The organism is Tropicibacter sp. S64 (assembly GCF_049803835.1).
GTDB lineage: Bacteria > Pseudomonadota > Alphaproteobacteria > Rhodobacterales > Rhodobacteraceae > Pacificoceanicola.
Window position 1 is genome coordinate 1 of record NZ_JBNAGK010000021.1, and the last position, 12,832, is coordinate 12,832.

At 65.3% G+C, this 12,832-nt stretch carries 13 protein-coding genes; 9 read left to right on the forward strand and 4 right to left on the reverse strand.

Annotation, left to right across the window (positions count from 1 at the left end):
- Positions 1–46 precede the first annotated feature (46 nt).
- Positions 47–1,039, forward strand: a complete 993-nt coding sequence (locus ACP159_RS23790; protein ID WP_425101343.1) for an IS30 family transposase — start codon at positions 47–49, stop codon at positions 1,037–1,039.
- Positions 1,040–1,124: 85 nt separating this feature from the next.
- Here the strand turns inward: ACP159_RS23790 and ACP159_RS23795 are convergent, their stop codons facing one another.
- From ACP159_RS23795 to ACP159_RS23810, 4 genes are all read right to left on the reverse strand, one after another.
- On the reverse strand, positions 1,125–1,499 hold the full coding sequence (locus ACP159_RS23795; protein WP_425102225.1) for a hypothetical protein: 375 nt from the start codon (positions 1,497–1,499) through the stop codon (positions 1,125–1,127).
- Between the two features lie 75 nt (positions 1,500–1,574).
- Entirely contained in the window at positions 1,575–2,219 is a 645-nt protein-coding gene (locus ACP159_RS23800; protein WP_425102226.1) for an anthranilate synthase component II, read from the reverse strand.
- Entirely contained in the window at positions 2,216–3,652 is a 1,437-nt protein-coding gene (locus ACP159_RS23805) for an anthranilate synthase component I family protein (RefSeq protein WP_425102227.1), read from the reverse strand. The genes ACP159_RS23800 and ACP159_RS23805 overlap by 4 nt, the downstream gene beginning before the upstream one ends.
- Positions 3,653–3,815: 163 nt before the next feature.
- Positions 3,816–4,217, reverse strand: a complete 402-nt coding sequence (locus ACP159_RS23810) for a helix-turn-helix domain-containing protein (RefSeq protein ID WP_425102228.1) — start codon at positions 4,215–4,217, stop codon at positions 3,816–3,818.
- A 188-nt stretch (positions 4,218–4,405) separates the two neighbouring features.
- Here ACP159_RS23810 and ACP159_RS23815 point away from each other — a divergent pair, with 188 nt between their 5' ends.
- The 8 genes from ACP159_RS23815 (at position 4,406) to ACP159_RS23850 (ending at position 12,737) form a co-directional block, all read left to right on the forward strand.
- Positions 4,406–5,395, forward strand: a complete 990-nt coding sequence (locus ACP159_RS23815; RefSeq protein ID WP_425102229.1) for a glycosyltransferase family 2 protein — start codon at positions 4,406–4,408, stop codon at positions 5,393–5,395.
- Complete coding sequence (locus ACP159_RS23820; RefSeq protein WP_425102230.1) at positions 5,392–5,970, forward strand: acyltransferase; 579 nt, start codon at positions 5,392–5,394, stop codon at positions 5,968–5,970. Before ACP159_RS23815 ends, ACP159_RS23820 begins: the two co-directional genes overlap by 4 nt.
- An 87-nt stretch (positions 5,971–6,057) precedes the next feature.
- On the forward strand, positions 6,058–7,362 hold the full coding sequence (locus tag ACP159_RS23825; RefSeq protein WP_425102231.1) for a hypothetical protein: 1,305 nt from the start codon (positions 6,058–6,060) through the stop codon (positions 7,360–7,362).
- Positions 7,363–7,369: 7 nt separating this feature from the next.
- Entirely contained in the window at positions 7,370–8,800 is a 1,431-nt protein-coding gene (locus tag ACP159_RS23830) for an O-antigen ligase family protein (protein ID WP_425102232.1), read from the forward strand.
- A gap of 184 nt (positions 8,801–8,984) precedes the next feature.
- Positions 8,985–10,070 carry a glycosyltransferase family 2 protein gene (locus tag ACP159_RS23835; protein WP_425102233.1) on the forward strand — a complete coding sequence of 362 codons (1,086 nt, stop codon included), beginning with the start codon at positions 8,985–8,987 and terminating at the stop codon, positions 10,068–10,070.
- Positions 10,071–10,073: 3 nt separating this feature from the next.
- Entirely contained in the window at positions 10,074–11,033 is a 960-nt protein-coding gene (locus tag ACP159_RS23840) for a hypothetical protein (protein ID WP_425102234.1), read from the forward strand.
- A 10-nt stretch (positions 11,034–11,043) separates the two neighbouring features.
- Complete coding sequence (locus ACP159_RS23845) at positions 11,044–11,913, forward strand: glycosyltransferase family 2 protein (protein ID WP_425102235.1); 870 nt, start codon at positions 11,044–11,046, stop codon at positions 11,911–11,913.
- A gap of 275 nt (positions 11,914–12,188) precedes the next feature.
- Positions 12,189–12,737: a VPLPA-CTERM sorting domain-containing protein gene (locus tag ACP159_RS23850; protein ID WP_425102236.1), complete on the forward strand. Its 549-nt coding sequence runs from the start codon at positions 12,189–12,191 to the stop codon at positions 12,735–12,737.
- The last annotated feature ends 95 nt before the right edge of the window (positions 12,738–12,832 follow it).

Here is a 12,832-nt window from a genome sequence, read left to right on the forward strand (position 1 = left end):
GGTTGCGACAAATGCCCTATCTTGCTGGAAAGCAAGGAGAACGGACATGGCCCACACAGAGCTGGATTTGCGTGAGAGACGCGCCATCGAAGACATGCTGAATGCAAAAGTACCGGTCAGCAAGATCGCCGCAGAGATCGGTCGGCATCGTTCGACCGTCTATCGCGAGATCAAACGGAACTTTTTCACCGACGAAGAGCTGCCGTATCTGAACGGCTACTATGGCATGGTCGCGCAGCGTGAAGCATCAAAGCGCCGTGCTCGCAGACGCAAATTGATCCGCCTGGAAGCATTGCGCACGCACGTCGTCGGTCGGCTCATCGAAGGCTGGACGCCAGAACAGATCGCGGGCCGTCTCGGTTTCGAAGACCAGCCTGTTCGGGTCAGCCACGAAACGATTTACGCCTATGTCTACAGCAAGGAGGGGCAGTCGGAAGACCTGGCACGCCACCTTCCCAGCCGACGCAGGAAACGCAGGCTACGCTATGCCAGGCGACCCAGAGGCCAGGTTTTCCCGCCGGATCGGTCCATCCATCAACGCCCTGAGTACGTCGCCACCCGTGAAACCTTTGGCGAATGGGAAGGCGATCTGATGATCTTCGAGCGGTCTCAGGGCAAGATGAACGTCGCCTCGCTGGTCGAGCGGAAGACCCGGTTTGCCGTCTTGTTCCGCAACAACGACCGCAGTTCGACACACTTCATTAACAAGCTGATGGATGTGATGGAGCCCCTTCCCCAACCCGCGCGGAAGTCGATCACTTTCGACCGGGGCTTCGAGTTCCGCGAATGGCGCAAGTTGAAATCCGGCATTGGAACGGAAAGCTGGTTTTGCGATCCGCAAGCGCCCTGGCAAAAAGGATCAGTTGAGAATTTGAACAAACGCGCCCGCAGGTATCTGCCGCGTGATACCCAACTCGCGGCGCTGTCAAATCGCAAGATGAAGGCGATTTGCGACCGCCTGAACGGTACGCCCAGAAAGTGCCTTGGTTGGCGCACCCCCACCGAGGCCTTCAGAGCCGAGATGATGAAACTGAGATAGCGGAAAACGTCGCAACGACCCTTGAGCCTTCATTAGACTGTCCCACATCTGCAAATCAGAAGTGTGAGGTGCTCCCGACAGTGTTTCAACGCAGATGGTTCCGCCAGCCTCTCACTTCCTGCACGAGGGATAGTCCTGCGAGCAGAGCCGCGGGCAGGAGTGTGACTGCCGCTGAAATGGGAAACATGTTCCGGGCCCATATGTCCGGAATATATCGACACTGTGAAAACCGCTCGTCGATATGCCCCACGAGACAGCGCGTTTGCAAAAGGGCATACAAGCCTGCCGAGAAAATCGGATAGAGAATCAGGAGAGCGCTGGTGATGTTCAGCTTTTTGCGAACACGGGATTGCTTGGTGAAATAGGCCCAAAACGCTGATATGACCGCAGGCGTTGAAAAGACAAAGCCTGTGATGAATACGAAGAAGACTTCATCTGTTTGAACCGGGTACATTTCCACGACGTCTCGCTTGAGATTTCAGTGCCCCGGCAGCGGCTCTTCAATCCTGCTGCCGGGATGCGTTGACGACGCCCCTCACCCTTCTTTCCGCTCCGCAACGACCTTGCAGAAGTTGTCGATCATCGTATGGCCGAAGTTCGTGCCAAACGACTCCGGGTGGAACTGGACGCCGAAGATCGGCAGGTCGCGGTGGCGGAAGGCCATGAGCTCGGCGCCGTTGGCGGCGAATTCGTCGGTTTCCTCGGCGTAGGCCGTGGCTTCGAGCACGTCCGGAATGCCGCCCGCCGGGTCCGCGATGATCGAGTGATAGCGCATCACCTTCGAGCCGTTCGGCACGTTCGTCAGGATCTCGTCCACCACGCGGATGTCGAGGCCGCTGACCTTGCCGTGCACCGGCAGCGCCGCCTGGCGCAATTTGCCGCCGAAGAGGTGGAAGATCCCCTGGAAGCCAAGGCAGACACCCAGGATTGGTAGCCCCTTGGTACCATGGTTGAGGATCACCTCGGCGTTGCGTCCGAAGTAGGCTTCATCCTCGGCGCTGCCCGGTCCCGGACCGATCAGCGCGCCGTCGAACTCCCCGGCCTCGAGGCGCGGCAGGAAGTCGTCGTCGTTGCGCACGAGGGTGAGCTCCACCTCGGGCTTTTCCTCGAGCATGTGCAACAGGTTGAAGGTGAAGCTGTCGTAGTTGTCGATCAGCAGGATGCGCAGTGTGTCGGTCATTTCCCCTGCCCCTCGAATTTGGCCAGCGTCTTGCGCATGCCGTCGAGCTTGCGCTGCACTTCCTGGTATTCATGCGCCGGGCGGCTGTCATATACCACCCCGGCGGATGTCTGGGCGAAGCACTGGTCGCCGTCGCAGAACAGGCTGCGGATCGGCAGGCAGAAGTCGCAGTCGCCGTTGAAGCCGAAGCGCCCGACCGCGCCGCCGTAGGGTCCGCGCGGCTGGCCTTCGTTGTGGTCGATGATCTTGACCGTCTCGATCTTCGGCGCGCCGGTGACGACGCCGCCGGGCAGGATGCAGCGCAGCACGTCGAAGCCGGTCTTGTCCCGCGCCTTCACGCCGACGACGTTGGAGACGATGTGCTGCACATGGCTGAACTTGATGAGATACATCAGGTCCTCGACCACCACGGTCCCCGGCTGGCAGACCATGGAGATGTCGTTGCGGTGCAGGTCCACGAGCATGTTGTGCTCGGCGATTTCCTTCGGATCGGAGAGCAGCTGGCGGGCGAGCTTCACGTCCTCCGCATCGTCGACCCCGCGCCGGATGGTGCCGGCGGTGGGCGTGGTCAGGATGCGGCCGCTCTTGCAGCTGATGAGGATTTCCGGGCTGGCGCCGAAAAGCTCCTGATCGCCGAACTGGAGATAATACATGTAGGGGCTGGGGTTCACCTCGCGCAGGTGCTTGTAGGCGGTGAACTTGTCGCCCTTCACCTCGAAGTAGGACTTCATGCCCACTTCCGCCTGGAAGGAGTAGCCCTCGCAGATCTTCTTCTGCGTATCGGCGACCTTCTTGGTGAAGCTCTCTTCCGTCTCGGAGCAGCCGAGATAACGCGTCTCGACCGGCCCGCCGGAATTCTCCAGCGGCAGCCTGGCGAGCAGGGCACGGACCATGTCCGAACGGTCCTCGTCATAGCTGTAATAGCTCAGCGATTGCGTCACCGTGTCGAGGATCAGCCCGTCGAGGTAGAGGCCGAGGCGGAAGGGCTCGAACACCGGGTGTTCGGCCAGCTTCATGCTCGGCTCGAAATAGTTCATCGCCTCGTGGCAGAAGAGGCCGATCAGCCCCCCCTCATGCGAGCGCCCGCCGCGGTTCATGTCGAGATTGTCCGACAGATACTCGTAGGGGTTGATCCCCGTGATCTCGAGCTTGTCCGTGGCTGTGCCGAAGCAGCGCTCCATGATCTCCGGCTTGCCGGTGACGGTGAGCGTATCGCCCCGGGCGCTGAGCAGCAGCGCGGGCGAGAAGCCGAGGACGTGGAAACGGTCCTGATGGCGCGGATGCGAGATGCTTTCCAGAAGGTAGCAGGTCTCATGCTCCTGCTTGATGAGCCAGAACAGGTCGAGCAGGGATACATCGTGCCCGAGGGTCACATCCTTGGGGGTAAAGGGGACCCAGTCCAGGGTCATCTTCGCCGTGCTCGCGTTGGTCATGGTCTCGTCTCTCTTTGGAGGGTCGAGGTGTTATTCGAGGCGGGCGGTGGGATGTCAAGGAGCGGGGGGTGGGGGGCGAGAAAGCAGTTCCACTCCTTGAAGATAAATGCGGTATTGGACTGAGAACAATCCAAACCTAAGCGAGCGTTTAGGTAGTCTATACTTAGCGCAGACCTTTGCGCCGCAGCACATTAGACACAGTCGATTGCGAGACGTTGAGACGTCCAGCAATGTCGACCTGAGTTAAACCACGATCATATAGAGCGACGATATTCTCATCCCTCGCTGCTCTCCCATCACGGGCCTTGGGCATATAGGTCGTTGTGGCTATTAAGCCCGGCCCAACAATCTCCTGCATGGAGGTCTGGCCACGGTGTCCAACGGCAGTTGCCTTGGCGATACCTGTTTCTTTGTTGACCGTAACCGTAAATTTTTTCACTCTGGGATCTTCCCAAAGGCGATCCGTCAACGCCTCAAATTCGGACGCCAGCCCCGCACTGCTGGCAATTGGGACGAGGGATTTTCCAGACTTTTTTACTTTGGCTAGATGGCGAGCTTTGGCCATGAGAATCACCTGCTTGCTGAAAGTAATATCTCGATACCATTTTTACCAAAGTTAGCCAATGGAGTTTACGCCCAAAGTTGCCGAGCGAGCATTTGAGAACTAGTGGAAGTGCCCCTTGACCTCTCCCCCCCAAGCTGCGTTCAAGGGACAGCCCCTTTTTAGTCCCTGATCCCTTGTCCGAGCCTGCCTTGACCCTGTCCCCGCCCCCTGCCCTGACCGGACAACCCGGCGCTCCGGCCGAGTTGACGGTCATCATTGTCAGCTACAACACCCGTGCCCTGACACTGACATGTCTCGAGACGCTCTTTGCCAACACCCACGAGGCGCGGGCGCATGTGGTGGTGCTGGACAATGCCTCCAACGATGGGTCGGCGGAGGCCATCGGGGAAGCCTTCCCGCAGGTGGAGCTGATCGCCAGCCCGGAGAACCACGGCTTTGCCAAGGCGAACAATATCGTCGCGGAGCAGGCGCAAACCGAGTGGCTGCTCCTTCTGAACCCCGACACGGAGGTGCATCCCGGCGCGATCGACAATCTTCTCCGCTTTGCCAGGGCCAACCCGCAGGCCGGCATCACCGGGGGGCGGACGGTGTTCCCGGGTGGCGCGCTCAACATCGCGTCCTGCTGGATGCGCCTCACGCCCTGGTCGGCCTTCTGCATGGCGACGGGGCTGACGGCGGCGTTTCGCGGCTCGGCGGTCTTCAACCCCGAGGCCATGGGGAGCTGGCAGCGCGACAGCGTGCGCGAGGTCGACATCGTCGTCGGCTGCTTCCTGATGATCCCGAAGACGCTTTGGGATGCCCTCGGCGGCTTCGATCTCAAGTACTTCATGTATGGCGAGGAGGCGGACCTGTGCCTCAGGGCCAGGGCCATGGGCTACAAGCCCGCCATCACCCCGGAGGCGGAAATCATGCACCTCGTCGGCGCCGCCTCGGGCAAGGTGGCGCGGAAGATGCAGATGGTGGCCAAGGCCCGCACCACGCTGATCCGCGATCACTGGCCGCGCTGGCAGGTGCCGTTCGGTCTGGCGCTGTACTGGCTCTGGGCGGCGCTGCGGCGGGTGGCGAGCGGGCTCATGGCGCTGTCGGGCAAGCCGAAGCACCGGGAGGCGGCGGAGAAATGGCGCGAGATCTGGGCGGCGCGGCGGGACTGGCTGGCCGGTTACGGGAGAGGCACATGAGCGGCACCTACGACACCCCGGCGCACAAGCTGCGCCTGACCAGGCGGCAGCGGCTCTGGCGGCTGATCAGGGCCGTGCTCGACCCGCGGGCCTGGGCGCATCTGGTCAAGCTGGTGAACTATTACAACTATATCCATGTCTCGCCGCTGCGGGTGATGGAACTGGGGCCGAACCCGGCGATCAGCCCGACGGCGGAGTTCTTCAACCCCGAGCGCATCACCATCGGGGCGCGGGTGCGCATCGGCACGCGCTCGGTGATCTGGGCCGGGCCGGCGCAGGGGCGGGTGATCATCGGTGACGACGTGCTGTTCGGGCCGGAGGTGATGATCACCGCGGCGGGCTATCGCTACAACGACGGCCAGCCGGTGAGTGACCAGGCCAGCGACGAGGCCGACGTGGTGATCGGCAACGACGTCTGGCTCGGCACGCGGGTGACGCTGCTGCCGGGCACGCGCATCGGCGACGGCGCCATCATCGGCGCGCATTCGGTGGTGCGGGGCGAGATCCCGGCCATGGCGGTGGCGGTGGGCAGCCCGGCGAAGGTGGTCGGCCAGCGGCAGATCGCCTCCTCGTGACCAGGCCCGGCCTGCCCGTTCTGGCGGGCAGGGGTCGAATCCTCTAGGCTTGCGTCCATGCCATTTCAAAGCGAATGCCCATCCGCCATGTCGTTTTCCGATTTCGCCTCCGATCCCGCGCGTCCGACGCGGCGCCAGGTCCTCGCGGCCGGCGCGGGTTTCGCGCTGCTGCCCGCCCCCCTGCGGGCCGGGGCGCCGGAGCGGACGGTGGTCGATGTCGACGGCGAGGCGGCGCTCAAGGCGGCGCTGGCGAAGGCCGGGCCGGGCACCACGCTGCGCCTTGCCCCGGGGGTCTATCCCCGGGTCGGCTTCAAGGGGGTGCGCGGTGCGGCCGGGGCGCCGATCGTGCTGACCTCGGCCGATCCGGAGAACCCGGCCCGCATCGAGCGGCTGCGGGTCTCCGAAGGCGCCTTCCTCGGCTTCGAGCGGCTGGTCTTCGACTACAGCTACGCGTCGGACCACGATTACAACTTCAAGGCCTTCTCCCTGACCAATGTCACGGACACGGTCGTCACCGACTGCACCTTCGAGGGCGACACCGCCAGGGGCACGGGCACATCCGCGGACGGCTACGGCTGGGCGTTCTGCCTCGGGCTGACGCGCTGCCAGCGCACGGTGGTGCAGCGCAACCTGTTCCACGGCTTCACCACCGGTCTGATCTGCGCCGACTGCAGGCACATCCAGGTGCTGGCCAACCGCATCCACTCGATGCGCGTCGACGGCATGAACTTCTCCCAGACCCCGGACCTGCGCATCGAGGGCAATCACATCTCCGATTTCCTGACGAGCCCGGAGGACAAGGGCCACCGCGACATGATCCAGTTCTGGACCATGCGCACCAAGCGTCCGACGGAGCGGGTGGTGATCCGCCGGAACCTGCTGAACTCCGGCCACGGGCCCTGGAGCCAGACCATCTTCTTCGGCAACGAGGAGGTGGACCAGAAGCGCGCCGGGCGCGAGATGTTCTACCGCGATGTGCTGATCGAGGAGAATGTCATCATCAACGCCCATATCCACGGCGTCCGGATGACCCATGCCATCGGCGTGACGATCCGCAACAACACGCTGATCCGCAACCGGCTCTCGGTGGGCCGGGAGAAAAAGCCCGGCCTCTACGTCCCGACGATCTGGGTCAACAAGCGCTGCGAGAACATCGAGGTCCTGCGCAATGTCGCGGCCGAGGTGCCCGGGGCCCGGCGCGAGGGCGGCTGGGACGTGCGCGACAACGCCCTGATCCAGGACCGGCGGCGGGGCGTGGCGAACCACTACGACGCGCTGTTCGTCAATGCGATCGAGGGCGATCCGGACGATCTGCGCAACTTCTTCTACCGCAAGGGCGGCGCGCTCGACGGGGCCGGGCTCGGCGCCAGCTGGCTGCAGCCCGAAAGGTGAGACCGCGATGACCCTCGCCGATACCCGCATGCCCGGCGCCCTGCCCCTGCGCGGCCCGGGCGCCGCCGCACCGGACCGGACCCCGGACCGGGAGCGTCTGTCGATCTTCGTCGTGCTCTATCTGGTCTGCGTCGCGCTGCCGCTGTTCTTCCCGCTCGGCCCGCTGTCGATGAGCAATCTCAAGCTGCTCCTGCTGATCCTGACCGCGCCGTTGATGCTGCGCACCTGGATGGGCCATTTCGGGCGCGTGCGCCTGCCCGACATCCTGTTCCCCGCCTTCATCTTCTGGACCTTCCTCGCGGTGCTGAAGAACAACCCGTCGATGGCGGTCGAGAGCACCGGGTCGGCCGGCACGGAAATGCTCGGCGGCTATTTCGTCGGGCGGGCCTTCATCCGCACGCCGGGACAGTTCCTCGCCTTTGCCCGGGGCCTGATGGTCACGGTGCTCTTCCTGATGCCCTTCGCCATCCACGAGGCGCTGACCGGGCGGCTGCTGCTGGGCGAGATCCTCGCGATGGTGCCCGGCATGAAATCGGTCACCACCAACGTCAGCAACATGCGGTTCGGCCTCGACCGGGCGCAAACGGTCTTCGTCCACCCCATCCACTTCGGCCTGTTCTGCTCGATGGCGCTCTCCCTCGCCTTCGTCTCCCTGAAGGACGAGATGCCGAAGATGCGGCGCTACGTCCTCTCGCTCGTCATGGCGATCACCGGCTGCCTGTCGCTGTCGAGCGGCGCCCTGCTGGCGATCCTGCTGTTCGCCGGCCTCGTCACCTGGCGGTGGATGCTGGACCGTGTGAAGGCGCGCTGGTGGGTGCTGATCGGGCTGTTCGCGCTGGCCTATGTGGTCGTCGACCTGCTGTCCAACCGCACGCCGCTGCGGGTCTTCATGAGCTATGCGACCTTCTCGCCCGAAACCGCCTACTGGCGCGGGCTGATCCTGCAGTACGGCATGGAAAACGTCTGGGCCAATCCGCTCTTCGGCCTCGGCTTCAACGACTGGGCACGCCCGGGCTTCATGATCACCAGCTCCGTCGACAACTTCTGGCTGCTGACCGCCATGCGCTACGGCATCCCGGCCTTCGTGATGCTGGTGATCGGCATGCTGGTGCCCCTGCTGCGGATCATGTTCCGCACCTTCGACGCCGACCCGCGGCTGATGAACATCCGGCTGGCCTGGGTCTTCACCTTCGTCGGGCTGAGCTTCACCCTCTCGACGGTGCACGTCTGGGGCACGGCCTTTTCGCTGGTCTTCGTCATGTTCGGCGCGGGACTCTGGCTGATCTCGGCAGAGCCGGCGGCGCCGCGGGAGGAGGGAGACGGCGCCGGGGCGGAGCCGGCCGGGACCCGCACCACCCGCTTCTCCCGCTTCGCGCCCGCCGCGATCCGCCGCACAAGCGGGCAGACAGAGCGCAAACCGGACCGCTTCCGGCGCTGATCCGGCCCCGTTCCCCGGATTTCGGGTTGAGCCGCGGGGGGGCGCAGGCTATCGACCTGTGCAAGGGACCGACCGGGCCGAGCCTGCCCTTCGACCAGACTGACGTAATGGAGACGCATCGCGGCACAGGGCCCCGCGCTGGCCCCGTGCCAAGCCGCCCCGGACCGCCCCCGGATGTCCGAGCATGACCAGCATTGCCTCCCCCGCCCCCCTGACCTTCGACGTCGTGATCGCCACCCGCAACCGTCCGGATGCGCTGGCGCTGACCATCCCGCTGTTGCTGGCGCAGTCGCGCAGGCCGGAGCAGCTGATCGTCATCGACAGCTCCGACGACCACGCGCCGGTGGCGCAGGTGGTGGCGCAGACCACCGCCGGCCATGACGCTGTCCGCGTCACCGTGGTGCACTCGGAAAAGGGCCTGACCCGGCAGCGCAACATCGGGCTGGGCTACGTGACCGCCGATGTCGTCTTCCTGCCGGACGACGACACGCTGTTCTTCCCGGGCACCAGTGCCGCCATCATGGAGATCTACGAGCGGGACACCGAAGGCAAGGTCGCGGCGGTGAACCCCGCGGTCTCGCTGACCCCGCCGGAGGGCGCGCTCGACGGGGCGGGCTATGCCATGTCGGACGCCCATGTGGCGGAGGCGAAGACCGTGCCCTGGCGCACCGCCATCGGCCGGCTGATGCCCGACATCAACCCGCGCATGGTCATCGGCAAGGCGCTGGTGGACCGCGCCCCGGCGCTGCCCTGGCTGACGGAACTGGATGCCCTTCACGTCGAGTGGATGACCGGCTTCCGCATGACCTTCCGCACCGCCGCCATCAAGACGGAGGGTTTCGAGCCGGTGTTCGGCGGCTACTCGCTGTTCGAGGACACGGACGCCTCCTGGGCGGTCACCGATCATGGCTGCGTCATCGGGGCGAACCGGGGCAAGGTCTACCACCACCGCTTCCCCGGCGGACGGGCGGATCGCTATGGCCTCGGCGCCATGGGCCTCGCCAACCTCGCCTATCTCATGGCCAAGCACGTCGCCGACCGCAAGCTGAGCCCGGCGCAGCGCGCCGAGGCGATCCGCAAGACCAAGAGCTACTCGCGCCTGCGCATGGTGCTGGCCTGGGCGCGGTCGCTGAAGGGCGATGCCGGCGCGGCGGAGGACCTGCGCGGCATGAAGGCGGCGCATCCCGCCATCGACCGGCTCTTCGGCACGCCGCGGGAGCGGCTGGCGGAGACCTACCTCGACATCAAGCGCGGGCTGGGGATCGACTGAACCATGCAGAAGACCCTGCTCATCAAGGCCAAGGGCGGCCTCGGCAACCGCATGCTCTCCGCCGTCACCGGGCTGATCTTCGCCGACCTGACCGGGCGGGTGCCGGTGATCGACTGGCGCGACGGCAACTACGCGCCGGAGGGCGAGAACGCCTATCCGCTGCTCTTCGACACGCCGCTGACCGCGCCGGTGGCGCGGCTTGACGACCACGCCGGGCCGATCGACCCGCCGATCTGGCAGGGGCACCTGCGCGAAAGCCCCGTCGACCTGATCGACCGCATCGACCCGAGGCTGCACGCCGGGGCGCGGGTCTACCGCCGCTTCTGCACCGACCTGACCCGGCTCGACGCGCCGGAGGACCTCGCGGTGTTCTGGTGCTACCTGCCGAAGTTCGGACGGCTGGCCCGGCACATGAAGGCCGACGCGCGCTTTGCCGGCAAGTCCGAGGACAGTCTCATCAGGGACTACCTGAGCCGCTACTTCACCCCCAACGCCCGCGTGCGCGAGGCGGTGGCCGCATACAAGGCGCGCTTCGGTCGCCCGCTGATCGGCGTGCACGTGCGCTACACCGACCGCAAGATCGCGGTGGAGCCGCTGGAGGCGGCGCTCGACGCGGCGCTGAAGACAAGGCCGGGGGCGCAGATCTTCCTCGCCACCGACAACGTCGAGATCCAGCGCCGCTTCGCCGCGCGCTACGGCAACATCCACTTCACCGACAAGTACCTGCCGGAGGACGGCGCGCGGCTGCACCTGCCGCAGGCGCAGATCGAGAAGCAGCGCGAGGCAGAGAACGCGCTGATCGACATCCTGCTGCTGTCGCAGTGCGATCACCTCGTCTGCTCGCGCTATTCGACCTTCGCGGAAACGGCGATCCTCTATGGCGACCTGCGGACCCGGATGACCGACGTGGACCGCCGCAACCCGCTGGTCGTCGCCAAGCGGCTGCTGCAGCGCTACGTCTGAGGGCCGGGGAGTGACCGCCGCCGCCGCCGTCCTGATCCCGCATTACAACGACCACGCGCGCCTCGCCCGCTGCCTCGATGCCCTCGTGCCGCAGCTGGACGCCGCGCCAAGGCCGGTGGAGGTCATCGTGGTCGACAACCGCTCCGATCCGGCGCTCGGCGCGGCCTTCACCGACCGCTGGCCGCAGGTGCGATTCGTCCTGGAGACGGAAAAGGGCGCCGCCCCGGCGCGCAACCGGGGCGTGGCGGAGAGCACCGCCGAATCCCTGTTCTTCCTCGATTGCGACTGTGTCCCGGCGGAGGACTGGCTGGCCTCGGCCTTTGCCGTGGCGGGGCGCGCGGCGCTGGTCGGGGGGCGGATCGACGTCTTCGACGAGACCCCGCCGCCGCGCTCCGGGGCCGAGGCCTTCGAGGCGGTCTTTGCCTTCGACAACCGGCAGTACATTGAGAAGAAGGGCTTTTCCGTCACCGCCAACCTCGTCACCCGGCGCGCGGTCTTCGAGCGCATCGGCGGCTTCCGGGCCGGGATGTCCGAGGATCTCGACTGGTGCCACCGCGCCACCGCCGCCGGGTTCGACCTCGTCTTCGCCGAAGCGCTGCGCGTCGGCCATCCGGCACGCGCCGACTGGCCGGCGCTGCGCCGCAAGTGGCTGCGCCTGACCGAGGAAACCTGGGGGTTGCAGCAGCACGGCCCGGTGCAGCGGCTGCGCTGGGGCCTGCGGGCGCTGGTCCTGCCGCTCTCGGCGCTGGTCCATACGCCGCGGGTGCTGCGCTCGGACCGGCTCGCTTCGGGGCGGGAGCGCCGCGCGGCGCTCGCCACCCTGGTCCGGCTGCGCCTGGCGCGGGGGGCCTGGATGCTGGGCCAGGTATTTTCGCGCTGAACTTCTGAGCACAGCCGCGACCCGAGGCTGCAATTGGAAGGCAAATGCCGCATCCCTGTGCAGCATTTGCGCAGCGACCCGCCAAAACCGGAAAAATTATAAAAAACCGGGTGCATATGCGGTTAAGGAATGCTATCAAATCGTTAAGACTTGTCCCGTTGCCTTATGCGCCGGGATGTGACCCGTTGAGAGGGATTAGGACCATGGCTGTTGGTTTTGCTAAATTTCTTGGAGTTCTGGGCCTTTCTGCCCTGGCTGCCGGTGGCGCTCAGGCGTTGACGACAATCGATTCGGTTGCGGTCAGCGGGGGCGGTGCAGTTTCCACCCAGACTGGCGCAAACTTCGTCAACGTGATCTTCGACTGGACGAGCAACCCGGCATCGGGCTACGCGAAGTTCACGTCCGACACCACGTTCAACATCTACCTGGCGAGCTACACCGATCCGACCCCGGGACAGCTCACCGGCTTCATCATCCTGCAGGACGGCGGCACCCGCTACACCACGCAGCACACCGCGTGCAACAACACGAACGTGCTCCTGCCGATCCGTGGCAAGTGTAACTTGGTGACCAACGATCCGGGCGCGTCGCTGACCTCGCACCTGCCCACGACCGCAACGCCCTACATCACGCTGGCGGCCGGCACCTATTACCTCGGTGGCTATGACGGCAACGATGCCGCGGGCACCGTGGAGTTCCAGATCACCGAAGGCGCCTACCAGGAAATCTCCCCGGTTCCGCTGCCGGCGGGTGGTCTGCTTCTGGCCGGTGCGCTGGGTGGCATCGCCGCCCTGCGCCGCCGCAAGGCCAGGAAAGCCGCCTGATCCGGGCGACAGCCTCGAGACCATCATGAAAAAGGCGCCCGTCGGGGCGCCTTTTGCGTTTCCGGGGTTCCGGGCGCGGGGGCCGCGCCCTGTCT